This window comes from Roseateles sp. P1_C6 (assembly GCF_056406315.1).
Genome location: NZ_JBFUAK010000010.1, coordinates 19,423 through 45,161, shown reverse-complemented (window position 1 = coordinate 45,161; position 25,739 = coordinate 19,423). Strand labels below are relative to the sequence as shown.

25 protein-coding genes and 1 tRNA gene are annotated in these 25,739 nt (G+C 68.6%); 15 read left to right on the top strand and 11 right to left on the bottom strand.

What is annotated here, in order from left to right:
* The first annotated feature begins 45 nt into the window (after positions 1 to 45).
* On the top strand, positions 46 to 1,032 hold the full coding sequence (locus AC1D29_RS21450; protein ID WP_477901203.1) for a 2-dehydropantoate 2-reductase: 987 nt from the start codon (positions 46 to 48) through the stop codon (positions 1,030 to 1,032).
* Here the strand turns inward: AC1D29_RS21450 and AC1D29_RS21445 are convergent.
* The 4 genes from AC1D29_RS21445 to AC1D29_RS21430 are packed head-to-tail and all read right to left on the bottom strand — an operon-like array spanning position 1,026 to position 3,385.
* On the bottom strand, positions 1,026 to 1,823 hold the full coding sequence (locus AC1D29_RS21445) for a substrate-binding periplasmic protein (RefSeq protein ID WP_477901201.1): 798 nt from the start codon (positions 1,821 to 1,823) through the stop codon (positions 1,026 to 1,028). The two genes, AC1D29_RS21450 and AC1D29_RS21445, sit on opposite strands and share 7 nt — an antisense overlap.
* Positions 1,824 to 1,855: 32 nt before the next feature.
* Complete coding sequence (locus AC1D29_RS21440) at positions 1,856 to 2,338, bottom strand: GNAT family N-acetyltransferase (protein WP_477901199.1); 483 nt, start codon at positions 2,336 to 2,338, stop codon at positions 1,856 to 1,858.
* The gene (locus AC1D29_RS21435) at positions 2,335 to 2,907 is read right to left on the bottom strand and encodes an NnrU family protein (RefSeq protein WP_477901197.1); all 573 of its coding nucleotides are present in this window, start codon (positions 2,905 to 2,907) and stop codon (positions 2,335 to 2,337) included. The genes AC1D29_RS21440 and AC1D29_RS21435 overlap by 4 nt, the downstream gene beginning before the upstream one ends.
* Before the next feature lie 13 nt (positions 2,908 to 2,920).
* A complete protein-coding gene (locus AC1D29_RS21430) occupies positions 2,921 to 3,385 on the bottom strand; it encodes an Lrp/AsnC family transcriptional regulator (RefSeq protein ID WP_477901195.1) in 465 nt (154 codons plus the stop codon).
* 122 nt (positions 3,386 to 3,507) lie between these two features.
* Here AC1D29_RS21430 and AC1D29_RS21425 point away from each other — a divergent pair, with 122 nt between their 5' ends.
* From AC1D29_RS21425 to AC1D29_RS21415, 3 genes are all read left to right on the top strand, one after another.
* Positions 3,508 to 4,602, top strand: coding sequence for a saccharopine dehydrogenase family protein (locus tag AC1D29_RS21425; protein WP_477901193.1), 1,095 nt, complete (start codon positions 3,508 to 3,510; stop codon positions 4,600 to 4,602).
* Between the two features lie 14 nt (positions 4,603 to 4,616).
* Positions 4,617 to 6,128: an L-piperidine-6-carboxylate dehydrogenase gene (gene amaB / locus AC1D29_RS21420; protein ID WP_477901191.1), complete on the top strand. Its 1,512-nt coding sequence runs from the start codon at positions 4,617 to 4,619 to the stop codon at positions 6,126 to 6,128.
* 54 nt (positions 6,129 to 6,182) lie between these two features.
* Positions 6,183 to 6,267, top strand: a tRNA-Leu gene (locus tag AC1D29_RS21415).
* A gap of 162 nt (positions 6,268 to 6,429) precedes the next feature.
* On the opposite strand, the gene AC1D29_RS21410 is transcribed toward AC1D29_RS21415, so the two are convergent.
* Positions 6,430 to 8,460 (bottom strand): putative bifunctional diguanylate cyclase/phosphodiesterase, encoded by a 2,031-nt coding sequence (locus tag AC1D29_RS21410; protein WP_477901189.1) that lies wholly within the window; start codon positions 8,458 to 8,460, stop codon positions 6,430 to 6,432.
* Between the two features lie 17 nt (positions 8,461 to 8,477).
* On the opposite strand from AC1D29_RS21410, the gene AC1D29_RS21405 reads away from it, so the two are divergent.
* From AC1D29_RS21405 to AC1D29_RS21370, 8 genes are all read left to right on the top strand, one after another.
* Positions 8,478 to 8,918, top strand: coding sequence for an HU family DNA-binding protein (locus tag AC1D29_RS21405; protein ID WP_477901187.1), 441 nt, complete (start codon positions 8,478 to 8,480; stop codon positions 8,916 to 8,918).
* Between the two features lie 12 nt (positions 8,919 to 8,930).
* On the top strand, positions 8,931 to 9,965 hold the full coding sequence (locus AC1D29_RS21400) for a LacI family DNA-binding transcriptional regulator (RefSeq protein WP_477901185.1): 1,035 nt from the start codon (positions 8,931 to 8,933) through the stop codon (positions 9,963 to 9,965).
* 328 nt (positions 9,966 to 10,293) lie between these two features.
* Positions 10,294 to 11,652 (top strand): GH1 family beta-glucosidase, encoded by a 1,359-nt coding sequence (locus tag AC1D29_RS21395; RefSeq protein ID WP_477901183.1) that lies wholly within the window; start codon positions 10,294 to 10,296, stop codon positions 11,650 to 11,652.
* Positions 11,653 to 11,950: 298 nt separating this feature from the next.
* Positions 11,951 to 13,246 (top strand): HD-GYP domain-containing protein, encoded by a 1,296-nt coding sequence (locus AC1D29_RS21390; protein ID WP_477901181.1) that lies wholly within the window; start codon positions 11,951 to 11,953, stop codon positions 13,244 to 13,246.
* A 65-nt stretch (positions 13,247 to 13,311) separates the two neighbouring features.
* A complete protein-coding gene (locus AC1D29_RS21385) occupies positions 13,312 to 15,381 on the top strand; it encodes a putative bifunctional diguanylate cyclase/phosphodiesterase (protein WP_477901179.1) in 2,070 nt (689 codons plus the stop codon).
* A gap of 33 nt (positions 15,382 to 15,414) precedes the next feature.
* A complete protein-coding gene (locus tag AC1D29_RS21380) occupies positions 15,415 to 15,738 on the top strand; it encodes a DUF1840 domain-containing protein (protein ID WP_477901178.1) in 324 nt (107 codons plus the stop codon).
* A gap of 2 nt (positions 15,739 to 15,740) precedes the next feature.
* A complete protein-coding gene (locus AC1D29_RS21375) occupies positions 15,741 to 16,382 on the top strand; it encodes a histidine phosphatase family protein (protein WP_477901700.1) in 642 nt (213 codons plus the stop codon).
* A 148-nt stretch (positions 16,383 to 16,530) separates the two neighbouring features.
* Positions 16,531 to 17,460, top strand: a complete 930-nt coding sequence (locus tag AC1D29_RS21370) for a porin (protein WP_477901176.1) — start codon at positions 16,531 to 16,533, stop codon at positions 17,458 to 17,460.
* A gap of 103 nt (positions 17,461 to 17,563) precedes the next feature.
* Here the strand turns inward: AC1D29_RS21370 and ruvB are convergent, their stop codons facing one another.
* From ruvB to AC1D29_RS21350, 4 genes are read right to left on the bottom strand one after another with little or no spacing between them, the layout of a single operon-like run.
* Positions 17,564 to 18,622: a Holliday junction branch migration DNA helicase RuvB gene (gene ruvB, locus AC1D29_RS21365; protein ID WP_477901174.1), complete on the bottom strand. Its 1,059-nt coding sequence runs from the start codon at positions 18,620 to 18,622 to the stop codon at positions 17,564 to 17,566.
* Entirely contained in the window at positions 18,619 to 19,188 is a 570-nt protein-coding gene (gene ruvA / locus AC1D29_RS21360; protein ID WP_477901172.1) for a Holliday junction branch migration protein RuvA, read from the bottom strand. Before ruvA ends, ruvB begins: the two co-directional genes overlap by 4 nt.
* 27 nt (positions 19,189 to 19,215) lie before the next feature.
* Complete coding sequence (locus AC1D29_RS21355; protein ID WP_056876024.1) at positions 19,216 to 19,869, bottom strand: response regulator; 654 nt, start codon at positions 19,867 to 19,869, stop codon at positions 19,216 to 19,218.
* Between the two features lie 14 nt (positions 19,870 to 19,883).
* On the bottom strand, positions 19,884 to 21,296 hold the full coding sequence (locus AC1D29_RS21350) for a sensor histidine kinase (protein ID WP_477901169.1): 1,413 nt from the start codon (positions 21,294 to 21,296) through the stop codon (positions 19,884 to 19,886).
* Positions 21,297 to 21,387: 91 nt separating this feature from the next.
* Between AC1D29_RS21350 and AC1D29_RS21345 the strand changes: the two genes are divergently transcribed.
* Both AC1D29_RS21345 and ybeY read left to right on the top strand, forming a co-directional pair.
* On the top strand, positions 21,388 to 22,353 hold the full coding sequence (locus tag AC1D29_RS21345) for a PhoH family protein (RefSeq protein WP_477901167.1): 966 nt from the start codon (positions 21,388 to 21,390) through the stop codon (positions 22,351 to 22,353).
* Complete coding sequence (ybeY, locus tag AC1D29_RS21340) at positions 22,350 to 22,796, top strand: rRNA maturation RNase YbeY (protein ID WP_477901165.1); 447 nt, start codon at positions 22,350 to 22,352, stop codon at positions 22,794 to 22,796. The genes AC1D29_RS21345 and ybeY overlap by 4 nt, the downstream gene beginning before the upstream one ends.
* Here the strand turns inward: ybeY and AC1D29_RS21335 are convergent, their stop codons facing one another.
* Positions 22,797 to 23,903: a magnesium transporter CorA family protein gene (locus AC1D29_RS21335; RefSeq protein WP_477901163.1), complete on the bottom strand. Its 1,107-nt coding sequence runs from the start codon at positions 23,901 to 23,903 to the stop codon at positions 22,797 to 22,799. It lies immediately after the preceding gene.
* 5 nt (positions 23,904 to 23,908) lie between these two features.
* The gene (gene hemB / locus AC1D29_RS21330) at positions 23,909 to 24,925 is read right to left on the bottom strand and encodes a porphobilinogen synthase (RefSeq protein WP_477901161.1); all 1,017 of its coding nucleotides are present in this window, start codon (positions 24,923 to 24,925) and stop codon (positions 23,909 to 23,911) included.
* A gap of 384 nt (positions 24,926 to 25,309) precedes the next feature.
* Between hemB and AC1D29_RS21325 the strand changes: the two genes are divergently transcribed.
* Positions 25,310 to 25,738 (top strand): CopD family protein, encoded by a 429-nt coding sequence (locus AC1D29_RS21325; protein ID WP_477901159.1) that lies wholly within the window; start codon positions 25,310 to 25,312, stop codon positions 25,736 to 25,738.
* The last annotated feature ends 1 nt before the right edge of the window (position 25,739 follow it).

The window sequence follows — 25,739 nt, the reverse complement described above, 5'->3', positions numbered from 1 at the left end:
CTGCGCGCATCGGCGACGACAAGCCGGCGTGCGAGACTGATCCTCATGTTTAAGGTCTGCATCGTCGGCCTCGGGGCCATCGGCGGCTGGTTGGCCGCGCACCTGCAACGCGTCGACGGCGTGAGCGTCAGCGCATTGGCTCGCGGGGCCACGCTGGCGGCCGTGCGCGAGCATGGCTTGCGCCTGGACAGCGGCGGGCAGACGCTGAGCGTGCCGCTGCACGTCAGCGCCGACCCGGCCGAGCTGGGCCGTCAAGACCTGGTCATCCTCGCCGTCAAGGGCCCGGCCGTTGCCGGCGTGGCCGCGCAGGTGGCCGAGCTCTGCGGCCCTGGCACGCGTGTGCTGACGGCGCTGAACGGTCTGCCCTGGTGGTTCACCGCCGGCCTGGTCGTGCCGGGGCTGACGCTGAAGAGCGTGGACCCCGACGGGCGCATCGCCGCGCTGATCCCGCCGGAGCGCGTCATCGGCTGCGTGGTGCATGCCAGCTGCTTCATGAAGGCACCGGGCTGGGTCCAGCATGTGCTGGGCAACGGCTTGCTGATCGGCGAGGCCGCGGGCGGCGCCAGCGAGTCGGTGACCTCACTCGCCGCGCTGCTCGCCAGCGCCGGCTTTGCCGCCAAGGCCGTGGACAGCATCCAGCGCGAGGTCTTCTACAAGCTCTGGGGCAACATGACGACCAACCCGGTCTCGGCGCTGACCCGCGCGACGACCGACCGCGTGCTGGCGGACGACCTGGTGCTTGAATTCACGACGGCCATCATGCGCGAGGCCGCCGTGATCGGCGAGCGCGTCGGCTGCCCCATCGCCCAGACGCCGCAGGACCGGCACGTCATCACGCGCAGCCTGGGGGCCTTCAAGACGTCCATGCTGCAGGACATCGAGGCCGGCCGGCCCATCGAGACCGACGCGCTGCTGAGCGCGCCGCGCGAGCTGGCGCAGCAGCTGGGCGTGGCGACGCCGATGCTGGACGCGCTGCTGGGTTTGACGCGCCTGATGGATGCCTGCCGCGGCGACGCGCGCCAGGCTCAGTAGGGCAGCTTGCCCGCGTGGCGCTTCCACAGCCGCGCCACATCGCCTTTTCGCTGTGCCTCGGCAAAGGCGGCATCCAGCCGCGGCAGCAGGGCGGCCGCCGCACTGCCGCGCGCGGCCACCACGTGGAAGGCCGGGGGCGGCACGTCGGGCAGCGGTGCGTGCGCCAGCCCCGGTGTGGCCAGGTGGTCCGCCTTGCCCAGCTCCAGCTGCGCGATGACCTCCAGCTCTTCGACGAAATAGTCGCAGCGACCCAGCAGCAGTTTTTCGATCAGCTGCTGGTAATTGCGCGCGCCCTGGTCCAGGTCGCCCGCGACCAGCCCGTAGTGCGCATAGCTCGCGCCGTTCTTGCCGCAGCCGCGCCAGCGCTTCAGGTCGGCGCGGCTGGCGATCTTCAGCGGCTGGGCCGCGCGGAAGAAGACCTGCGGCGTGAAGGTCTTGTATGGCGCGGAGTAGGCCAGCGTCTTGGCGCGCTCGTCATCGTGATAGGCCGCCAGCGCGAAGTCGATCTCGCCGGCCGCTACCGCGCGCAGGCAGCGCTTGAAGGGCAGATCGCCGATCAACCGCAGCTCGACACCCAGCGTGGCGAACAGCGGCGGCCACAAGTCGACCAGGAAGCCGCTCAGCGGCTGCGGCTGGTCCGGCGTGCGGTACAGCCAGGGCGGCCCGATGCCGGGCTCGCCACAGGCGGTGAGTGGCTTGGCCTGCGCACCCGCGGCCATGGCCACGAGGCCCAGTAACCAAGCCAGTGAGCGCAGCAACGAGCGACGCAGCAGGCGAGGGCAGAGAGTCATCTAACGGCGAGTCTAGGCCTACCGCGCCTGGCTCAAGGCCTCACGCGGGCCCAGCGTTCATGGTCGCGCCAACGTCCGGCGATCTTGAGGTACTTTGGCGAGTAGCCTTCGAGCTGAAAGCCGCAGCGCCTCGCGAGCGCGATCGACGCCTGGTTGCCGGGCTGAATGTTGGCCTCGACGCGGTGCAGGCCCAGCACCTTGAACGCATGGCGCACCACGGCGTCTAGCCCCTGCGTCATCAGGCCTCGGCCCTCGAAGCCGCTGAAGGCGTAGTAGCCGAGGTAGCCACTGCACAGCGCGCCCAGGATGACGTGGGTCAGGTTGATGGCGCCCGCCAGCTGGCCGTCGACCTCGACGACGAAGCCGTGATGGGCCACGCCATCGAAGCGGGCGAGGTGGCGCGCGAACGCCTCGGCGTCGTCGGGCGGTTGCACCCATGGGCGATGCAGCTTGCGGCTGTGTCGGACTGCGGCGATGAAGGCGGCCGCATCGGCCGCCACCAACGGTCGGATCACCGGCCCAGCGGCGCGATGCCCAGCCAGGCCGCGTGCGCCCAGAACGCGAAGAAGGCCCACAGCGCGAAGCCGACGACCACGGTCGCCGCCGTGCCGGCCAGCGCGCCGGGTGCCGGCGGCGGCCCGGGGCGGCGGCGTGCCGCGCGGAACACGAGGATGGACCAGACCAGGAAGCTGCCGAACAGCATCACGTCGGCCAGCGTGTTGTTGGCGATCAGGTGGGCAAAGGCCCAGACCTTGACCGACAGCGTCATCGGGTGCTGGACCTTGGCCTTGATGTGATTGCGCGGCACATAGGCCGCGGCCATCAGCACCATCGCGACCAGCACGAGCGCGGCCGCCGCGTGGTTCATGCCGCGGATGGGCGCCCACAGTACGACGGGGTCGAGCCTGGCGCGCGAGAAGCCCCACAGGATCAGCCCGAAGCCGACGATGGACACGAGGGTGTAGAGGCCCTTCCAGGCCTTGTCACCCAGCCTCGCGATCTGCGCGTCGCGCCATTGCGGCGCGAGCGCGCGCGTCAGGTGGATGCCGAGAAAGAGCGCCAGGCCGAGGGCAAGCCAGATCATCGAAGTCTCCGGTTCAGGTTTGTCTGTCCACGCGCAAGGCCAGCACGACCGAGCTGTTGGTGCGCAACACGCCGTCGATCTCGCCGATCCCGTCGAGCAGCGCGTCCAGGCGAGCCGTAGTGTCGGCGCGCAGCAGCGCCATGTAATCGAACTCACCACTGACGGACGCGAGCTGGCGCAGCTCCGGCAGTTCTGATAGGCGCCTGACCACCTCGCGCCCGGCTTTTGGGCTGACGGTGATGCCGACGAACGCCTGCACGCTGCGCCCCGCCTCGTCACCACCCAGCCGCGCCGTGTAGCCGACGATGCGACCGCTGGCCTCCAGCCGCGCCAGCCGCGCGACCACCGTGGTGCGCGCCACGCCCAGTTTGCGCGCCAGCGTGGCTGTGCTCTCCCGTGCGTTGGCCTGCAGCAGCAGGATCAGGCGGCGGTCGAGGTCGTCCGGCGGAGCGATCGGGTTTACCCGTAATTCATCCATAACGGCGAATCATCGCGACGAATCGTCGAATCTGCAATTGCTTTCGTCGGACTAGTGCTTTCTTTCGTCATTGCCCCTGCCTAGAGTTCGGCCCAACGCAAACACCAGCCTGGAGCCCCCTCATGAAGATCGCCCTGCTCGGCGCCGGCCACATCGGCCAGACCATCGCCCGCCTGCTGCACGCCACCGGCGACTACCAGGTCACCGTGCTCGACAAGAACCCCGGCTACCTGAAGGTGCTGGCCGCCGAGGGCATCGCCACGGCCGAGGTCGACAGCGACAACCGCGTCGCGCTGGCCGCCCAGCTGCGCGGCAAGGACGCCGTCGTCAACGCATTGCCCTACCACCTGGCCATCACCGCCGCCGAGCTGGCGCTGGAATGCGGCTGCCACTACTTCGACCTGACCGAGGACGTGGCCGCCACCAAGGCCATCAAGGACATGGCCAAGGGCGCCAAGACCGCCTTCATGCCGCAGTGCGGCCTGGCGCCGGGCTTCATCGGCATCGTGGCCCACCACCTGGCCAGCGGCTTCGACTCCGTGCGCGACGTGCAGATGCGCGTGGGCGCGCTGCCGGCTTTCCCGACCAACGCGCTGAAATACAACCTGACCTGGTCGGTCGACGGCCTCATCAACGAGTACTGCCACCCCTGCGAGGCCATCCACGAGGGTGACACCATCGCCGCGCTGCCGCTGGAAGGCCTGGAGCACTTCAGCCTGGACGGCACCGAGTACGAGGCCTTCAACACGTCCGGCGGCCTGGGCACGCTGTGCGAGACGTGGGCCGGCAAGGTGCGCAACCTCGACTACAAGACCGTGCGCTACCCCGGCCACCGCGACCTGATGCAGTTCCTGCTGGGCGACCTGGGTCTGAAGAGCGACCAGGGCAACCTGAAGGACATCATGCGCAAGAGCATGCCCGCGACGATGCAGGACGTCGTCCTCGTCTTTGTGACCGTGTCCGGCCAGAAGAACGGCGTGCTGCTGCAGGAAGTCTTCGCCCGCAAGATCTTCGCGACGCGTGATGGCGCCCAGCCCCTGAGCGCGATCCAGATCACGACCGCCGCCGGCATCTGCGCCGCGGTGGACCTGTTCCGCGAAGGCAAGCTGCCGCAGAGCGGCTTTGTCCGCCAGGAAGAGGTCAGCCTGCCCGACTTCCTTGCCAACCGCTTCGGCTCGGCGTATCAACAGTCCCGCCAGGTGGAATCCATCTCCTGAGGACAATGTTCGTCATGAAGCAACAGACTCTCTCCCTCCTCGACGCCCTCGGCGTCCATCTGCCCGGCTCGGGCGACCTCACCGTGCGCTCGCCCATCGATGGCAGCGTGCTGACCCAGCTGGCGACCGCCAGCGCCGCCGACATGAAGGCCGCCGTGGGCCGCGCGCATGAGGCCTTCAAGGCCTGGCGCGTGGTGCCCGCCCCCAAGCGCGGCGAGCTGATCCGTCTGTTCGGCGAAGAGCTGCGGGCCCACAAGGCGCAGCTGGCGCAGCTGGTCTCCATCGAAGCCGGCAAGGTGACCAGCGAAGGCCTGGGCGAAGTCCAGGAGATGATCGACATCTGCGAGTTCGCCGTCGGTTTGAGCCGCCAGCTGCACGGCCTGACCATCGCCAGCGAGCGCCCCGGCCATCGCATGATGGAACAGTGGCTGCCGCTGGGTGTCGTGGGCATCATCTCGGCGTTCAACTTCCCCGTCGCCGTCTGGGCCTGGAACGCCGCGCTGGCCCTGGTCGCCGGTGACGCCTGCGTGTGGAAGCCGTCCGAGAAGACGCCGCTGACGGCGCTGGCCACGCAGGCCCTGTTCGAACGCGCGCTGAAGGCCTACCGCGCCGCCGGCCACGCCGCGCCTGACGGCCTGTCTGAGCTGATCATCGGCCGCGCCGATGTCGGCGAAGCGATGGTCGACGACGCCCGCGTGGCGCTGGTCTCGGCCACCGGCTCGACCCGGATGGGCCGCGCCGTCGGCCCGCGCGTCGCGGCGCGCTTCGGCCGCTCGCTGCTGGAGCTGGGCGGGAACAACGCCATCATCGTCACGCCCAGCGCGGACCTGGACCTGGCCGTGCGCGGCATCCTGTTCGGCGCCTACGGCACGGCCGGCCAGCGCTGCACGACGACGCGCCGCGTCATCGTCCACGAGAGCATCCACGACGCGCTGGTCGACCGGCTGGATCGCGCCCGCGCGCAGCTGCCCATCGGCTCGCCGGTGGAGCAGGGCACGCTGATCGGCCCGCTGATCGACGCGCAGGCTTTCGACGCGATGCAGTTCGCGCTGAGCGCGGCCCGCGAGCAGGGCGGCCAGGTCAGCGGTGGCGAGCGCGCGCTGGCCGACCGTTTCCCCGAGGCCTACTACGCCGTGCCGGCGCTGGTGCGCATGCCGTCGCAGACCGAGGTCGTCTGCCACGAGACCTTCGCGCCCATCCTCTATACGCTGAAGTACAAGACGCTGGAAGAGGCGATCGAGCTGCAGAACGGCGTGCCGCAAGGCCTGTCGAGCGCGATCTTCACGACGGACATCCGCGAAGCCGAGCGCTTCATGAGCGCGGCCGGCAGCGACTGCGGCATCGCCAACGTCAACATCGGCACGTCCGGTGCGGAGATTGGCGGCGCGTTCGGCGGCGAGAAGGAAACCGGCGGCGGCCGCGAGAGCGGTTCGGACGCCTGGAAGGCCTACATGCGCCGCACGACGAACACCGTGAACTACTCGAGCGAGTTGCCTCTTGCTCAGGGCGTGAAGTTCGACACCTGAGTCGACTTTGCCGGGGAGGGCTGAGAACTGGGCTATAGTCCGGCCTCCCTGAAAGCCCAGGTGGCGGAATTGGTAGACGCACTAGTTTCAGGTACTAGCGGGTAACTCCGTGGAGGTTCGAGTCCTCTCCTGGGCACCAAACAAGAAAGGCCAGCACGAAAGTGCTGGCCTTTTGCGTTTGGGGCCGAGGAAGCGATGTCCAGTGGACATCGCGTGAGGACGAGACGGGCTTGAAGCTGTGCTTCAGGCCGGGGTCACGGGACGTGACCGAGTCCCCGCTGAATGGCCCTCGATGGGCCGTTCAGCGAGTGGTGGAAGAGAACCAGCGCTCCTCGAACTCACCCGCCGGCACACCCTTCCCAAACCACCACCCCTGCCCCCAGTCGCAACCCATCGCCTTCAAGGCGAGCATCTGCGCCTCGGTCTCCACGCCTTCGGCCACGACCTCCATGCCCAGCTCATGCGCCATCGTCACGATGGCCCGGCACAGCGCCAGCGCCTTGCCGCCGCTTTCCAGCCCGGCGACGAAGCTGCGGTCGATCTTGACGGTGTCGATGTCGTGATGCTGCAGATAGCTCAGCGATGAATAGCCGGTGCCGAAGTCGTCCAGCGAGACCGTCAGCCCCGCCTCGCGCAGCGCGCGCAGCCGCGCCGCCACCGCCTCGTCGCGCTCCAGCAGCAGCCCTTCGGTGATCTCCACCGCCAGCGCATCGCCCGGCAGCCCCAGGCCGCGCAGATGCGTGACCCAGTCCGGCTGCAGCCGGTGGCTGCGTTCGCTGAGGAACTGCACCGGCGACTTGTTGATGCTGATCTGAAATGCCGCATGCCCCGCAGCGCGCCAGGCCAACACCTGGGCCGCCGCCTCGCGGAAGACCCAGTCGCCGATGTCGACGATGAGACCGCTGGTCTCGGCCAGCGGGATGAACTGCGCGGGGCTGACGTCCCCCAGCTGCGGGTGCGTCCAGCGCAGCAGCGCCTCGGCCTTGCGCGGCGGCGCGTCCGGCTCGCGCAGCGACAGGATGGGCTGGTAGACCAGGCTGAACTGCGCGAGCCGCAACGCCTCGCGCAGTTCGCCGGCCAGCCGCGTGCGGCGCTGGGCAGCCTCATGGAGGGCCGGCGTGAACAGGCTCATGCGGTTGCGGCCGGCGCCCTTGGCTTCATACAAGGCCAGGTCGGCATGCTTGAACAGCGCCTCGATCTCGACGCCGTCGCGTGGCGCGAGGCTGACGCCGATGCTGGCCGACACATAGACGCGTTCGCCCGCCACCTCGAAGGCTTCGGACAACGCTTCCAGCAACGCGTGGCCGACGCGCTGCGCGGCGGCGGCGGCATCCGTCGTGGCCAGCAGCACCGTGAACTCGTCCCCACCCATGCGCGCCACGACGCCGCCGGCCGGCATGCCGTCCTGCAGCCGCCCGGCCACCTGCACCAGCAGCGCGTCACCGACGTCGTGGCCGAGCGAGTCGTTGACCTCCTTGAAATGGTCCAGGTCCACGAACATGACGGCCAGCTCGTCGCCGCGCAGCGCGCGCTGCGCCAGTGCCCGCTCGATGCGCTCGCGCAGCGACCGCCGGTTGGGCAGGCCCGTCAGCGTGTCGACGCGCGCCTGTTGCCAGACCAGCGCCTCCTGGCGCTTGCGGTCGGTGATGTCGGTGTGCGTGCCCACCATGCGCAGCGGCCGCCCGTTGGCGTCGCGGGCGATGACCATGCCGCGGCTCAAGATCCATTTCCAGCTGCCGTCCTTGGCCAGCACCCGGTGCTCGTTGCGGTACAGCGGCGTGCGGCCGCTGAAATGGTCCTCGCGGTCCTTGGCCATCTGCGCGATGTCATCGGGGTGGGTGCGCGCATCGAAAGCCTCGGGCGTCGCGTCGACGTCGCCAGGCTCGAAGCCGTACAGGCGCAGATAGCGGTCGGAGAACAGCTCCGTGCCCTGTTGCACATGCCAATCCCAGACGCCGTCGCCGCTGCATTCCAACGCCAGCTTCCAGACCGCGTCCGATTCATGCAGCCGGTTCTCGGCTGCGCGCCGGGCGGCGATGTCGGTGTGCGTGCCCAGCCACAGCGGCGAGTCGGGCAGGCGCTGGGCCTGCGCCATCACCCAGCTTGAACCAAGGCGGTACTCCATCTCGAAGCGCCCCGTCGCCTGGGCCGCGGCCCAGCGCGAACTGAAGGCCGCGCGGTCATCCTCGTGCAGGCAATTGGCCAACGGCGTCGGCAGCGCGGGGCGGTTCAACGCCTCGGCCAGGCGCGCATTCATCCACAGCAGGCGGCCCTGGGCGTCGGCCTTCCACACCTGCTGCGGCAGGGCGTCGAGCAAGGAGACAAATTGCACGGGCGGGGACATCGGCGATGGATACGGGACTCTGCCGAGACAGTATGCCCGTCGGCATGGGCCACAATCGCGCCCGCCCGAGCCGTTCGGGCGCGTTTTTGGACGAGACCCCCCGCATGAACAAGACCGATCTGATCGAACACCTGGCCGCCAAGCACGAGCTGAGCAAGGCCGAAGCTGGCCGTGTCCTCGAGACCCTGCTGGACGCCATCGTCACCACCGTCAAAAAGGGTGGTGCGGTGTCGATCCCCGGCTTCGGCTCCTTCAAGCAGCACGCACGTGCCGCTCGCAATGGCGTGAACCCCAGCACCGGCGCAAAGATCAAGATTGCCGCCGCCAAGCTGCCCAAGTTCACCGCAGGCGCTGGCTTCAAGGCTGCTGTCGATCCCAAGGCCGCTGCCAAGAAGGCGGCTGCCAAGCCCGCCGCCAAGCCGGCCGCCAAGGCCAAGAAGAAGTAATTCTTCGTCGCTGTGAGCGCACGCGGCGGAAGCCCCACCATCGTCGACGTCGCCCGTGAAGCGGGCGTGTCGATCAAGACCGTGTCGCGTGTGCTCAACCATGAGCCCGGTGTGCATGAAAGCACCCGGGATCAGGTGCTCAAGGTGGTGGAGGCCCTGCGCTACCGGCCCAAGCAGTCGGCGCGCAGCCTCGCAGGCGGTCGCTCCTTCCTGATCGGCCTGCTCTATTACGACCCCAGCGCGATCTTCGTCGGCAGCGTGCAGCAAGGCGCCACGCTGCGATGCCGAGAGCTGGGTTATCACCTGGTCGTCGAGTCGCTGCACAACGACGCGCCCGACCTGCGCCAGCAGATCGACCGCATGGTGCTGGCGCTGCGGCCCGACGGCATGATCCTGACGCCGCCGCTTTGCGACAACCCCGAGGTGCTCGCGGCGCTGCGCGACAGTGGCACGCCTTGCGTCTTGATGTCACCCGAGCGCGACCTGCCCGGCGTGCCCTCGGTGCGCATGGACGACGTGCACGCCGCCGAAGAGATCACCAACCTGCTGCTCAGCCTGGGTCACCAGCGCATCGCCTTCATCAAGGGCCCGCCGGACCAGTCGGCCAGTGCGCTGCGCTACCAGGGCTTCGTCAATGCGCTGCGCGCGCACGGCCTGGAGCCCGACCCCGAGCTGATCCAGCCCGGCGCGTTCACATTCGCCAGCGGCCGCGATGCCGCCCACCAGTTGCTCAGCCGCCGCCAGCGTCCCACGGCGGTGTTCGCCAGCAACGACGACATGGCCCTGGGCGTGCTTGCCGCGGCGCAGCGGCTGGGCCTGCCGGTGCCGGGCGAGCTGTCGGTCACCGGCTTCGACGATTCGCCGACCGCCGCGCTGGTCTGGCCGCCGCTGACGACCGTGCGCCAGCCCGTCGCCGAGATGGCGCGCACGGCCGTGGAGATGCTGGTGTCCGTGCAGCGGCCCGACATGCCGTCGCAGGTCGAAGCCAACCTGCACAAGGTGCTGGCGCACGAGCTGGTCGTGCGCGATTCGACCCGCGCCCGCTGACCGCGGCCGCCCCAGGGCGCGCGATGCGGCCCTGGGATTGACCGGGCGGCGCCTCCCGCTGACGGGCGCAGGCGCCCGCGCTCTGCTTATCTAATCAGTCACTGCCCGCGAGCGCTGCTCCGACGCAAGTGGCGAAGAAGCCCGAGGCATGGCCGTCATCCTGTATTGACAGCGTTGTCATCATCGGGGACGATGAAGGTTCTGGATCCCTCGATCCAGCACATCGGACCGGCGCGGGCACTGCTGTTCAGGAGGTTCCTGCGGCCGGCTCCGGTCCGCCAGCCTTCACCCTGTCTGTTGCCGGTGCCGCCCGGCTCGTCCTACCGCCATGCCTCTCCTCGATCCCGCCCGCATCGACCCCGCCACCCTCGCCCAGGCCTTCCCCGCCGACTTCCTCTGGGGTGCCGCCACCAGCGCCGCGCAGATCGAGGGCGCGGCTTTCGCAGACGGCAAGGGCGCGTCCATCTGGGACGCCTTCTGCCGCGAGCCCGGGCGCATCCTCGACGAGTCCAACATCGACGTCGCCTGCGACCACTACCACCGCTTCCGCGACGACGTGGCGCTGATGAAGGGGCTGGGCCTGGATTGCTACCGCTTCAGCTTTGCCTGGCCGCGCGTGCAGCCGCTGGGGCAGGGCGCGTGGAACGAAGCCGGCTTCGCGTTCTATGACCGCCTCATCGATGCGCTGCTGGACGCCGGCATTCAGCCCCATGCCACCCTCTATCACTGGGACTTGCCGCAGGCCCTGCACGAGGGCATGGGCGGATGGCTGTCGCGCGACATCGTGGGCCGCTTCGCCGACTACGCCGCCGAGATCGCGCGCCGCTTCGGCGACCGCCTGGCCAGCATCGCCACGCACAACGAGCCCTGGTGCACGGCCACGCTGGGCTATGAAACCGCCCAGTTCGCGCCCGGCCACACCAGCCGCGCCGAAAGTCTGCAGGTGTCCCACCACCTGATGCTGTCCCATGGCGACGCCATCGCCGCGATGCGCGCGGTCACCAAGACCCAGCTGGGCATCGTGCTGAACCACACGCCGTCCTTCCCGGCCGAACCGACCGAGGCCGACCGGCGTGCGGCCCGCATCGACGACGGGCTCAACGTGCGCTGGTACATGGACCCGATCTTCCGCGGCGCCTACCCGGCCGATGCGCTGGAGCACGTCGGCGACGACGCCCCCCGCATCGAGGCAGGTGACCTGGAGCGCATCCGCCAGCCGCTGGACTTCCTCGGCATCAACTTCTACACGCGCAGCCTGTTCGGCGCCGACGGCAAGGCCATCAAGGGCCCGGGCCGGCGCGGCTTCACCGACATGGGCTGGGAGATCGTGCCCGAGGTCTTTGCCCAGCATCTCGTGCGCCTGGCCCGCGAGTACTCGCCGCCGCCGATGTTCATCACCGAGAACGGCATGGCCAATGCCGACCGCGTCGTCGACGGCCGCGTGCCCGACGTCGAGCGCATCGCCTACCTGTCCAGTCACTTGCAGGCGCTGGCGATGGCGCGCAGCCTGGGCGCTGATGTGCGCGGCTATTTCTACTGGAGCCTGCTCGACAACTTCGAGTGGAACTCCGGCTATCTGAAGCGCTTTGGCCTCTTCCACGTCGACTACGCGACGCAAGCCCGGCTGGCCAAGGATAGCGCCCACTGGTATCGCGACTTCATCGCCCACCACCACGCGCGGCGCTGAAGCGTCGCACGCCGCCGGCGGCCGGGAGGCCGTGCGGGCGGCGCCAGCACACTCGGTGCCGACGCGCCCAGCGTCACAAGGTCGGCATTCATCAGCGTTTGCCCGGACAAAGCCGAGTCATTTCAGTCACGATCAGGCGCTAAGCTCCTACATGCGCCAATCTAGGGATTTTTCCCCGCCTGATTCGGGCGCAGTTGGCCGATTTGACGTATAGCTGGAGGCCGGTCCCAGTGTTTTGGCAGAGGTGCCGAAGCTGGAGCCGAGTCGAGGGGTGCCCGGGCGCACGGGTTTTGAGCGAATGCAGGATAGAACAAACGATCCGCTGATAGATATCAGCCAGTTGACCGTGGGGATGTTCATTCATCTCGATCTGGGCTGGATGTCGCACCCGTTTCCGCTTTCAAGTTTCAAGATCGCGTCCAGCGACCAGTTGCTGATCTTGCGCCGCCTGGGGTTGACCCAGGTGCGCTGGAGCCCCGCCAAGAGCGATCTGGCGCTTCAAGCCGCCTCGGACGATGCCGCCGCCGCGGCGGCCACCGAGTCTGCCGACGCCGAGACGCCCGCCGGGCCCAGCCCGGAAGACCTGGCTCGCGAGGCCCACCGCCGCGCACTTGCCGCCCAGCGCGAGGCGCTGCGCCTGTGCGAGGAGCAGTACAGCGAGGCCTCGGAGGGCTTTCGCGGCGTCATGGACCTGGTCCAGACCGATCCGCACCAGGCCCGCACGGAGGCCGAGAGCCTGACCGCCGCGCTGCTCGACAAGATGCTCGTCGAGGGTGATCTCAATATGCGGCTGCTGAACGAGGCCGCCGGCGACCGCAGCACCGCGCACGCGCTGAACGTCTGCATCATCGCGTTGCTGCTGGGCCGGGCCTTCGGCCTGGGTCGCGACGAGATGATGGACCTTGGCGTCGGCTCGCTGCTGCACGATGTCGGCAAGCTCGAAGTGGCCGCGCGCCTGCGCCACCGCGACGAGAGCTTCACCGCCGCCGAGACGCAGGCCTACCAGCAGCACGTCGTCAAGGGCGTCGCCATTGCGCAGGCCATGGGCCTGGCGCCCGGCCCGTTGCTGATCGTCGCCCAGCACCACGAGCATGCCGACGGCAGCGGCTTCCCGCAGCGCATCAACATGGACCGCATGAGCACTGGCGCGCGCATCGTCGCGCTGGTCAACCGCTTCGACGGCCTGTGCAACCCGCTGATCACGTCCAAGGCGATGACCCCGCACGAGGCGCTGTCGCTGATGTTCGCGCAAGGGCGCAATCGCTTCGACGCCACCATGTTGAACGCCTTCATCCGCATGATGGGCGTCTACCCGCCGGGCTCCACCGTGCAGCTGACCGACGACCGCTACGCGCTGGTCGTGTCGGTCAATTCGGCCCGCCCGCTCAAGCCCCGCGTCATGGTCCACGACCCCAAGGTGGCCAAGGAAGAGGCCCTGATCCTCAATCTCGAGGAGATGCCCGACCTCGGCATCCGCCGCAGCTTGAAGCCTCAGTTCCTGCCGCGGGCGTCGCTGGACTACCTGAGCCCGAGGGCGCGCATCGCCTATTTCTTCGATGCGGCCAGCACAGGCCCAGGGGAGCTGGCCACGTGAACGCCAGCCGCGAGGCGAACGTGTCCCTGCCTCGCGTTCCCGAGGCGCCGTCCGTGATCGGCGCTGTGCTCGAAGGTCTTCCGGAGCCGGCCTGGCTGGTGGATGGCGAAAGCCTCACCGTCAGCGCCGTCAACCGTGCGGCCTTGCGTCTGCTGGGCCTCAAGCCCGAGCGCGCGCTGGGCCAGCCGCCGGCCACGCTGTGCGGGTCACTTGAAGACGAAGCCTTCTGGCAGGGGGCCGCGCGCGACCCCTTCGCGCGCATCCGTTCCGACACCGTGCTGACCCACAGCGACGGTCAGCCGCGCTGGGTCAGTCGCTCCATCAGCCCCGTGCACACGCCCGACGGCGGCCGCTACTGGCTGGTGCTGCTGCACGACCAGACGCGCCGCCGCCGCGCCGAGGCCGAGCGGGAGACGCTGCTGGCCGAGCTGCGCGCGACGCTGGAGTCCACCGCCGACGGCATCCTCGTCGTCGACCTGTCCGGCCGCGTGCGCAGCTTCAACCGGCGCTTTGCCAAGCTGTGGGGGTTGCCCGGCGGCCTGCTGCACGAACCTGGCGACGCCGGCCTGTGGCTGAGCCTGCAGCGCGTCATGCGCGACGGCGAGCAGTACCGGCTGCGCATCGAGGCCCTGCTGGACGCGCCGCTGATGCGCTCCAGCGACATGCTGCGCCTGGGCGACGGCCGCGTGCTGGAGCAGGTCTCGCTGCCGCAGATGAGCCGCGGCGAGCCCATCGGGCGGGTCTTTTCATTCCGCGACCTCAGCGAAAAACTCGCTGCCCATCAGCGCATCGAGGAGCTCGGCCGCTCCGACGTGCTGACCGGCGCGCCCAACCGCCGCGCGCTGGCCGACCGCATCGTGCAGCAGATGTCCGCCGTCGCCACCGGCGACCCGCAGCCGTCCTTCGCGCTGCTGCACCTGGACCTGGACCGCTTCAAGCAGATCAACGACACGCTGGGCCACACCTATGGGGATCGCGTGCTGCGCGAGATCGTCGAGCGGCTGCGCGGCGCCGTCGGCGCCAACGACACGCTGGCTCGCCTGGGTGGTGACGAGTTCGCGCTGCTCATCGACGGCGCCCAAGGGCCCGAGGCCGAGGCGGCCGCGCGCCTGGTGCAGCAGTTGCTGGCCCAGCCGTTCAGCTTCGACACGCTGAGCTTCACCGTCACCGCCAGTTGCGGCATTGCGCTGTACCCCGGCGACGGCAGCACGCCCGACGAGCTGATGGCCAGCGCCGAGCGCGCGATGCACTGGGTCAAGGAAAGCGGCCGCGCGGGGTTCCGCTTCCACGTGCCGCGCAAGGAGGTCGACCTCTTGTCGCGCATGCGGCTGGACCACGACATGCGCCAGGCCCTCGCTGAAGGGCGTTTCCGGCTGCACTACCAGCCCCAGGTCGAGCTGGGCAGCGACCGCGTCATCGGCGCCGAGGCGCTGATCCGCTGGCGCGACCCGCAGCGCGGCGACATCTCGCCGGCCGAATTCATCCCGCTGGCCGAAGAGAGCGGCTTCGTCGTCGCCATCGGCGACTGGGTGCTGCGCGAGGCTGTCGACCAGGCCGCCTACTGGCTGGGCAAGGGCCTGCGCATGCCGGTGGCGGTCAACGTGTCGGCGCTGCAGTTCCAACAGGCCAACTTTGTCGAAAACGTCGCCGCAGCCCTGCGCGATGCCGCGCTGCCGGCCAGCATGCTGGAGCTGGAGCTGACCGAGGGCGTGCTGCTGGGCGACGCCGACGACGGCCTCAAGCGCATGCGGGCGCTCGCCGCCTTGGGGGTCACGCTGTCCATCGACGATTTCGGCACCGGGTATTCATCGCTGGCCTATCTGAAGCGCTTCCCCATCCAGCGCCTGAAGATCGATCGCAGCTTCGTGCAGGGGCTGCCGGGCGATGCCAGCGACGTCGGCATTGCCAACGCCATCGTGCAGATGGGCCGGGCGTTGGGCCTGCAAGTCATCGCCGAAGGCGTCGAGACCGAGGCCCAGCGCGATTTCCTGGCCCAGGCCGGCTGCCATGAATTCCAGGGCTATCTGTATGCGCCGGCGCTGCGGCCCGAGGAGTTCGAGCAGCGCGTGCGCCCGCGCCGCCACGTCGTCGATGCGGCGGTGTCCGGCTGGCTGGGCCTGGCCGGTAACGGCTGAGTTTTTTCACCCACGCGGGCCGACAATGCGGCCATGCTCTACCGCTTCAAATCCAAGGCCGGTGCCGATGTCGTCATGCTGGCCGACTCGGGTGACGCCGTGCTGCGCCTGCTGGGCCGCGAGCCCGCGCCCCAGGGCATCCTCGAAGCCGCCGCGCTGCCCGGCCTGATCCAGGCGCTGGAGGCCGGCGTTGCGGCCGACGACGCACAGTTCCAGCGCAGCGTCGACGAAGCCAAGGCCGCTGCCCAGCCTGCGCCGCGCCGCCAAGGCGTCAGCCTGCGACAGCGCGCCTGGCCGCTGCACGAGTTGATGCAGCGCAGTCAGCGCGAGGACGCCGACGTCGTCTGGGGCGTCTAGTGCTGGACGAAGCGACCCGGCTGATCCTGATCCGTCACGGCGAGACCGCCTGGAACCGCGCAGCGCGCATCCAGGGTCACACCGACATCCCGCTGAGCCCGCTGGGTCTGGCCCAGGCCGAGCGCGTCGCCGAAGCCCTGGTCGACGAACCGCTGGCGGCCATCTATACCAGCGACCTCAGCCGCGCCCGCCAGACCGCCGAGGCGCTGGCCCGTGTGCACGGCCTGCCGCTGCAACTGGACGCCGGGCTGCGCGAGCGCGCCTTTGGTCGCTTCGAGGGGTTGAGCTGGGAGGAGATTGCTCAGGGTTACCCCGAGGATGCCGCCCGCTGGCGGCGCCGCGAGCCCGACTTTGCCGTTGGCGGCGGCGAGAGCCTGACCGTCTTCAGCGCCCGCTGCCTGGCCGCCGCCCACCGCGCCGCGGCCGCGCACCCCGGCCAGAGCATCGCCCTCGTCGCCCACGGTGGCGTGCTGGACTGCCTCTATCGAGCGGCCACGCGTGCTGCCCTGGATGCGACACGCAGCTGGCAGCTCGGCAATGCCGCCATCAACCGTCTGCTGGCGACGGCCGAGGGTTTCACGTTGATCGGCTGGAACGATGACCGCCATCTGGCTGGCCTGAGCGCGGATGACGTCGCCGCCTGAGGCGGCCGCTCTTTCAGGCCCCTAGGCCCACTGTTGCATCCACGCGTCGCTTCAGGCGGCTGCGGCGACTGGCGCTCCTATACTGGCCGCCACTTGTCCTTCAAGGCCGGGCCGTCAACCCGCCGTCACCTCTCTGTAAAGGCAAACGATGAAGAAAATTGCACTCGTCGCCGCTCTGGCCGCTGTCGCGGCTCCGGCTTTCGCTCAAAGCTCCGTCACTCTGTGGGGCCGTCTGAACACCACCGTCGAAAGCCAGAAGGTCGGCTCCGCTGACCGCAAGGTCGTGGTGCAGAACAACTCGTCGCGTCTGGGCTTCAAGGGTAGCGAAGAACTCGGCGGCGGCCTGAAGGCATCGTTCTCGCTGGAACACGGCCTGAACAGCGACACCGGCGCCGCGACCGGCGGCACGACCTTCTGGAACCGCGCTTCGTGGGTTCAGCTGGAAGGCGCTTTCGGTGGCGTGCGTCTGGGCAAGTGGTTCCCGGGTTCGTACTTCGCGACGGCCGACTACGTGAGCATGCACAACCATGACACGGGCACGTCCGCCGACAACCTGTACGGCACGCGCTTCACGACCAACAACAAGGTCTCCTACTTCACGCCCAATGTCTCCGGCTTCTCTTCGGAAGTGGGCGTGGCCGCCGGTGAAGGCTCTGTCCCGCGCGCCTGGGACGTGGCTGTGAACTACGACATGGGCCCGCTGCACGCCGGTTTCGGCTACGAGAAGGTTGGCATCTACAAGCAGTACGCCGTCCGCGGCCTGTATGAGCTGGGTGCCTTCACCTTCGGTGGCTACTACCAGCGTGAAGAAGTCTCCGGCTTCAAGAACCGCGACGTGGGTCGTCTGGCTGCCATGTACACCCTGGGCCAGTCCGAGTTTCATCTGAACGTCGGCGGCAGCAAGGCCGGCGGCGATGGCGCCTTCAAGACCGGTGGTGCCAAGCAGCTGACCGCTGGCTACAACTACAACCTGAGCAAGCGCACCAAGGTCTACGGTTTCTGGACCAAGACCGATTACAACGGCGCAGGTCAAGCCGACTTCTCGTCGCTGGCTGCTGGTATCCGCCACAACTTCTGATCCTGGGATCGGAAACAGAAAAGCGCCCCACGGGGCGCTTTTTTCATTGAGACGGCGCCTGAGGGCGCCGTTTTTGCCGAAGCAGTGCCATGCGGCACCAGGTTCACTCCCCGAACAGGTCGGGCGCACCTTTGCCGCTGGGAAGCGCGAGGCCGAGATGGCGGTAGGCTGCCTGCGTGGCGATGCGGCCGCGCGGCGTGCGCTGAAGAAAGCCCTGCTGGATCAAATAGGGTTCGATGACGTCTTCGATGGTGCCGGCCTCCTCGCCGATCGCCGCGGCGACATTCTCCAGGCCGACCGGGCCGCCGTCGAAGCGGTGCACGACGGCTTCCAGTAGCTTGCGGTCCATCAGGTCGAAGCCTTGCGGGTCCACGTCCAGCATGGCCAGCGCCTTGTCGGCGATGCCGGCGACGATGCGGCCGTCGGCCTTGACCTCGGCGTAGTCTCGAACGCGGCGCAGCAGACGGTTGGCGATGCGCGGCGTGCCACGCGAGCGGCGGGCAATCTCCAGCGCACCGTCGGCGTCGATGGGCGCGCCCAGCAGGCCGGCCGAGCGCGTGACGATGCGCTGCAACTCGGCTGGCGTGTAGAACTCCAGCCGCGCGACGATGCCGAAACGGTCGCGCAGCGGATTGGTCAGCATGCCAGCGCGCGTTGTGGCGCCAACCAGCGTGAAGGGTTGCAAGTCCAGCTTGATGGAGCGGGCCGCGGGGCCTTCGCCGATCATGATGTCGATCTGGTAGTCCTCCAGCGCCGGATAGAGGATTTCCTCGACGACCGGACTGAGACGGTGGATCTCGTCGATGAAGAGGACGTCGTTCCGTTCCAGGTTCGTCAGGATCGCCGCCAGGTCCTTGGGCTTTTCCAGCACCGGGCCCGAGGTCTGGCGCAGATTGACGCCCAATTCGGCCGCGATGATGTGGGACAGCGTTGTCTTGCCCAGGCCCGGCGGGCCGAACAGCAGCACATGGTCCAGCGCCTCGCGGCGCTTGCGGGCCGCGCCGATGAAGATCTCCAACTGCTCGCGCGCCTTGACCTGGCCGACGTAGTCATCGAGATGCTTGGGCCGCAGCGCCCGCTCCATCGCCTCCTCGCGGCTGGACTCGGGCGCCGCACTGACGATGCGCGGCGCGGGTGCGAAGTCGTCGGTTTGGATGCTCATGACAGCTTCTTCAGCGCAAGCTTGATGCCGTCACTGACACCCACGTCGGGCGGCAAGACCTTCAGCGCTGCAGCGGCATCCTTCTCGCTGTAGCCCAGCGCGACCAGTGCCTGCAGGATGTCCGCTTGCGCATCATTGGTGACGGCGGCGGGCAGGGCGAGGTCGGCGCCAAGCTTGCCTTTGAGTTCCAGCAGCAGCCGCTCGGCGGTCTTCTTGCCGATGCCCGGCACCTTGGTCAGTCGCCCGGCGTCCTGGCGCGACACGGCCTGTGCGAGTTCCGACACCGACAGGCCAGACAGCAACCCCAGCGCCATCTTGGGTCCGACGCCGCTGATCTTGATCAGCTGACGGAAGGTGGCGCGCTCTTCGTGCGTCAGGAAGCCGAACAGCTGGTGCGCGTCCTCGCGCACGGTCAGATGGGTCAGCAGCACGGCCCGCTCGCCAAGGCTGCCGAGGTTGTAGAACGTGCTCATCGGCACGTCGACTTCGTAGCCCACCCCCGCCACGTCGATGACGACTTGTGGGGGCGATTTCTCGGCGATGACGCCGCTGAGTCTTCCAATCATCGGCCCATTATCCGGGCCGCTTCAGGCTCAGTTGCGGCCGAACAAACCCAGCCGCTGCGCTTCCAGAGCAGCTTCCGCGCGCGAGCTCACATTGAGCTTGCGGTAGATCTGCTTCACGTAGTCCGCGATCGTGTGGCGGGACAGGCCCAGCTGCACGCCGATCTCCGGCAGCGTGTAGCCCTTGGCGACGCGCAGCAGCACTTCAGTCTCGCGATCGGTCAGCGACACCTCGTGCAGCAGCGGCGAGGTCGGCTTCTTGACCTGCGCGGCGAAGTAGGCGATGACCTTGCGGGCGATGGACGGCGACAGCGGCGGTTCGCCCTGGCTCATGCGCTGCAGCTGCTCGACCAGCAGTTCGCGCGACTGCTCCTTGAGCAGATAGCCGAAGGCGCCGGCCTGCAGCGCCGGGAACAGGTGCTCGTCGTCGTCGTGGATGGTGACGATGACGGACTGCACCTCGGGTTGCTTCTCGCGCAGCGCGGCGATGACTTCGACGCCCGAACCGTCCGGCAGGCCCAGGTCCAGCAGCGCCAGCGTGAAGCGCTGGCCGTTGACCAGGGACAGTGCGTCCTGCACCCGTGAGCACTCGGTGATCTGGGCGTTGGCGAACACCTGCTTGACCAGCGCCTTCAGCCAGGCGCGGATCTCGGGGATGTCTTCGAGCAGCAGGATGTGGTTCATGGGGGCCTCGATATCTACAGCGGAATCGTCAGACGGATGACAGTACCCCAACCCGGGCCGGATTCAACCAGGCACTGGCCATGCATCTGCTTGGCGCGTGATTTCATGCTCGCCATGCCGTGGCCTCTGTCAAGCCTGCCGTCCAGTTCAGTCGGAATGCCCTGGCCGTTGTCCTGGATGGAGAGGATGAAGTCGCCATCCTGAACGGCGCTGGAAATGGTCGCATGCGTGGCGCCGCTGTGCTTGATGATGTTGGACACCGACTCGCGCAGGATGCGGGTCGTCTGCACGTAGGAGCGGGCCTGGAAGGTGTGCTCGATGTCCTCGGCCGGGGACTTCCACTCGGCCAGGATATTGGCCTGGCCCAGGCGCGACACGACTTCGGCGCGCCAGTCGCCCAACGCGTCGATCAGGTGCACCGGCTTGCCAGTCAGGCCACGCACGGACAGGCGCATCTCCTCCAGCGCCTCGCGCGCCAGCGTCGAGATGCGGTCGGACTCGCTGGTGTGCACGATGGTCAGCAGCTTGGCGCCCAGGTCGTCATGCAGGTCGGCGGCGATGCGCTTGCGCTCGCGCTCGGTGACTTGTTCGAGCTTCTGCTCGGCCAACTGGCTGTGGCTGCGCTCGACCTCGGCGATGCGTTCTGCCATTCGCTGCTCGATGGCGCCGATGCGCTTCTCGGCGTCGACGCGCGCATGGGCGACGTGGTTCACGAGTTGCAGCCCCAGGGCCAGCATCAGCAACGGCAGCATCAGCCCCAGCCAGGGCGAGGCCGTCCACCACAGCGACTCGTTCACGGCCGCCAGCAGCATCTCGGCCACCAGCGCCAGCATGGTCGGCAGCAGCAGGAAGGCCATCAGATGGAATTCGCGCGCCTGGGCGCTGTCGGGTGTGGCTTGCAGGCGCAGGCGGCGCAGCCACAGCGCCCAGCCCATCGCGGCGACGAGTTCCAGGCTCAGCACCGCGTGCCACAGCACGCCCAGGAAGCCGACCTGGCCGCCCGTCAGCAGCAGGCTGGCCGGCACGACGAGGCACTGGATCAGCAGCGCATGGTCTATCCAGCTGCGCTTCCAGTTCATCTGGCGCAGCAGGTATTGCACGCCGCACAGCACCAGCAGCGTCATCAGCAGTGGCCGCAGGCCCGCGGCACCGGGCGCGGTGGCGGCGCGCAGCACCACCCAGCTCAACATCATGCCGACCAGGAAGCTCGCCGGCCGCTCGCGGTGGTGCAGGCCCGAGACGAGGCCGACGACCGTGGCCATCAACGCCAGCATCGCGGCAACCCAGCCGTGCAGCGTGGCGGCCCAGTACAGCCCGGACTGGGTCTGGGCATGGGCGGCGGCCGGGCAGAGCAAGGCCACGGAAATCAACAGCGAAAGGGGCAGGCGCCGAGCCATCACGGCCATCGGCGCAGTCGGGGAGGTCATGGGGCGGCATTGTGAGGGAGGGCGCATGCCCAGCGCGCCGGGGAATGCACCACCAGCGACAATCCATCCTTCAACTTCTGCGGCGCCCCACGTGATCCTGCGCTTTGAGCTAGCCCCTGCCGACAACACCCGCCTGGCCCGCGTCTGCGGCAGCCTGGACGCCCATCTGCGCGAGATCGAGGCCGCCCTTGGTGTGAAGCTGAGCCGGCGTGACGCCGAGTTTCGCGTCGATGGCCCCAAGGCCGCGGCCGAGCGCGCCAAGTCGCTGCTGGAGGCGCTGTACGAACGCGCCCGCCGACCGCTGCCGGCCGAGACGCTGCAATTGGCGCTCGTCGAAGCCCGAACGCCGGCGCCCACCGATGCGGCACCGGGTGATGAAGACCCGCTCGTGCTGCGCACGCGCCGCACCGACCTGTCGGCGCGCACGCCGCGCCAGCACCAGTACCTGCAGCAGATCCTGTCGCACGACATCACGCTGGGCCTGGGCCCGGCCGGCACGGGCAAGACCTTCCTGGCTGTCGCCTGCGCGGTGGACGCGCTGGAACGCTCCACCGTGCAGCGCATCATCCTGACCCGCCCGGCGGTGGAGGCTGGCGAGCGCCTGGGCTTCCTGCCCGGCGACCTGACGCAGAAGGTCGACCCCTATCTGCGCCCGCTGTACGACGCGCTGTACGACCTGCTCGGCTTCGACCGCGTCACCAAGGCCTTCGAGAAGGGCCAGCTGGAGGTGGCGCCGCTGGCCTTCATGCGCGGCCGTACGCTGAACCACGCCTTTGTCATCCTCGACGAGGCGCAGAACACCACGCCCGAGCAGATGAAGATGTTCCTGACCCGCCTGGGCTTCGGCAGCCGCTGCGTCGTCACTGGCGACACCAGCCAGATCGACCTGCCGCGCGGCGTGCAGTCCGGCCTCATCGACGCCGAGCATGTGCTCGCCAAGGTCAAGGGCATCGCCGTGACGCGCTTCACCAGTGCCGACGTCGTGCGTCATCCGCTGGTGGCCCGCATCGTCGAGGCCTACGAAGCGCGCGCCAAGCGGGAGGCCCGCGAGATATGAAACCCGAGCTGAGCCTGTCCCTGCAGTTCGCCGACCCGCGCCACCGCGCGCTGCTGCCGCGCCACAAGGTGCAGCGCTTCATCCGCGCGGCGCTGGAGCTGCCGGGCGAGATCGCCGTGCGCATCGTCGACGCCGAGGAAGGCCGCGCGCTGAACCGGGAGTACCGCGGCAAGGACTACGCGACCAATGTGCTGACCTTCGACTACGCCCACGAGCCGGTCGTCGGCGCCGACCTGGTTATCTGCGCCGAGGTCGTCGAGCAGGAGGCCGCCGAGATGGGCATCCCGGTGCTGGACCACTACGCCCACATGCTGGTGCATGGCACGCTGCATGCGCAGGGCTATGACCACGAAGCCGATGACGAGGCCGAGTGCATGGAAGCGCGCGAGACGGAGATCCTCACAGCGCTGGGCTTTGCAGACCCCTATCGACGCAACGGCTAGCTACTTGCCGGACGTCAGATAGCGCTTGCCGCGGAAGAACAGCCACAGCGCCAGTGCCACGGCCACGATCAGCAGCGACGCTTCCCAGAAGCCGTTGGGGTTCTTGATCAGCGGCATCCACTCAAAGTTCATGCCGAAGATGCCGGTGATCAGGTTCAGCGGCAGGAAGATGGCCGTCAGCACCGTCAGGGTGCGCATGATGCTGTTGGTGCGGTGGCCCAGCGCGCTGAAGTGCATCTGCACGGCGGACTCGGCCGACGACTCCAGCCGGCGCACATGCGTCAGCACGCGCTCCACATGCTCCAGCACGTCGCGCGAGCGCACGCGCAGCAGCTCGCGCTCGCGGGTCACCGTCGGGTCGCCGTCGGCCGGCCATTCATCCAGCGCGTCTATCCATTCCTGGATGGCGGCGCGCTGGTCCTCGCAGGTGTCCTCCAGCCGGTGCAGCGCGTCGCGGCTTTCCAGCAGCAGTGGCCAGTCGTTGAACTCGCTGTTCTGGTCCAGCAGCACGCGCTGCAGCGTCGCCAGCTGGCGGGTCAGCAGCCGGCGCAGCTCCAGGTAGCTGTCCACCATGTGGTTGACCATGCGCAGCATCAGGTCGGCCGGGCTGGCCGGCATGCGCGCGGCGCCGCGGGCCTCGCGCTTGTCGCGGCCCTCGCTGAGGCGCTCCAGCTTCTGTGCGAAGAACTCGCGCACCTGGCAGTCCGTCGGGTGCACGGTGACCAGCACACGGTCGAACACCGCAAAGCCCACGGGGCTGGTGTCGATGGCGCGCATGGCCCGCTGCGCCGACGCCAAGGTGCCGTGTTCGTCGTCGACGAACAACTCGGCGCTGCCCGGCGCCGCGGCCAGGCGGCGGAACACCAGCATGTCGTACCAGGACGTGTAGTCGAAGTGCGAGGGCAGCTGGTTGTTGATCAGGTCGGCCACATGCAGGTCGACGATGTTGCCGCAGCCCCAGCGCACCAGCGCCTGCTGCGCGGCGGCCTCGCCCACCTCGAACTCGCGCCGGCCATAGCCCAACCACAGGAAGCCACGCGCGGGCAGGGCGTCGGGCAGGGCTGTCAGCTCCGTGAAGCTGTCCGGTTCGATGTGGAAGACCCGCACCGGACTCAGCCCTTCTTCAGCAGCCGCGCGGCGTCCAGCGCGAAATAACTCAGCACGCCGTCCGCGCCCGCGCGCTTGAAGGCCAGCAGGGACTCCATCATGACGGCGTCGTGGTCCAGCCAGCCGTTGGCCGCGGCGGCCTTGACCATCGCGTACTCGCCGCTGACTTGGTAGGCGAAGGTCGGCACGCGGAACTCGTCCTTCACGCGACGCACGATGTCCAGATACGGCAGGCCGGGCTTGACCATGACCATGTCGGCGCCCTCGGCCAGATCCAGCGCCACTTCGCGCAGCGCTTCGTCGCTGTTGCCGGGGTCCATCTGGTAGGTCTTCTTGTCAGCCTTGCCCAGGTTGCCGGCCGAGCCGACTGCGTCGCGGAAAGGGCCGTAAAAGGCGCTTGCGTACTTGGCGCTGTAGGCCATGACGCGCGTGTGGATGTGGCCGGCGGCTTCAAGCGCCTGGCGGATGGCACCGATCCTGCCGTCCATCATGTCGCTCGGCGCGACGATGTCGACGCCTGCGTCCGCCTGCACGAGGGCCTGCTTGGCGAGGATCTCGACGGTCGGGTCGTTCAGGATGTAGCCGCTCTCGTCGATGACGCCGTCCTGGCCATGGCTGGTGAACGGATCCAGCGCCACGTCGGTCAGCACGCCCAGCTGCGGGAAGTGCTTTTTCAGCGCCCGCACCGCGCGCGGCACCAGGCCGTCGGGGTTCAGCGCCTCGGCGCCGTCGGGCGTTTTCAGCGCCGCGTCGATGACGGGGAACAGGGCGATGACCGGCACGCCCAGTTCGACGCACTCTTCGGCCGTGCGCAGCAGGTGATCCAGGCTCTGGCGCGACACGCCCGGCATGGAGGCGACGGCATCCAGGCGGTTCTCGCCTTCGTGGATGAAGACCGGCAGGATCAGGTCGCTGGCCAGCAGCGAATGCTCGCGCACCAGCGCGCGCGTGAAGGCATCGCGGCGCAACCGGCGCGGGCGCGCGGCGGGGTAGGCGGGGGCGGTCAGAAGTGAGCGGGTCAAGGCGAATCCTCGGGCGGATGCAGGTCGTGGGAGGGCTGCGGCCCGGCGCGTGATGGACGACACATCCAGACGTCATTTATTCGTGACGCCACCGCTCAAGCGCGCTAAACTTGTCCGCGAATGATAGCCGCAAGGTGGTCGTTCCCTGCTTTTCCTCCCTGAGCAGGAGCCTTAGCGTGATGACAGCGATAAGGCTTTCTCGGCCCCGGTCCTGACCGGGGCTTTTTTTTGCCAGTCACACGGCATGCGCCTCGACTAACGAGCCGCTCGGCGCTATCGCGCCGAGGCCCTTCGGCCCCATGCCGTGAGGCCTGTCCGCGCACCTGCGGCACGCGAGGTCGTGGCTGACAACGCAGGATCTTGGCGGCTTTCATAATGCCCGCCATGCTCTGGGTCAAAGCCTTCCACATCGTCTTCGTCGCCGCCTGGTTCGCCGGCCTCTTCTATCTGCCGCGCATCTTCGTCAACCTGGCCATGGTGCAGCCCGACAGCCATGCCGAGCGCGAGCGCCTGCTGTTGATGGCGCACAAGCTGCATCGCTTCAGCAGCATCTTGATGGGCGTCGCGCTGCTGCTGGGCCTGTGGGTCTGGCTGGGCTTCGGCGTGGGCCGGTTCAGCGGCAGCTACTGGCTGCATGCGAAGTTGCTGCTGGTGGTGGGCGCCGTCGGCCTGCACCACATGAACCGCCGCCTGCTGCGCGGCTTCGAGGAACTGTCCAACCGCCGCAGCCATCGCTGGTTTCGCGTCTACAACGAGAGCGCCGTCGTGCTGTTCGCCGCCATCGTCGTGCTGGTGACGGTCAAGCCCTTCTGAG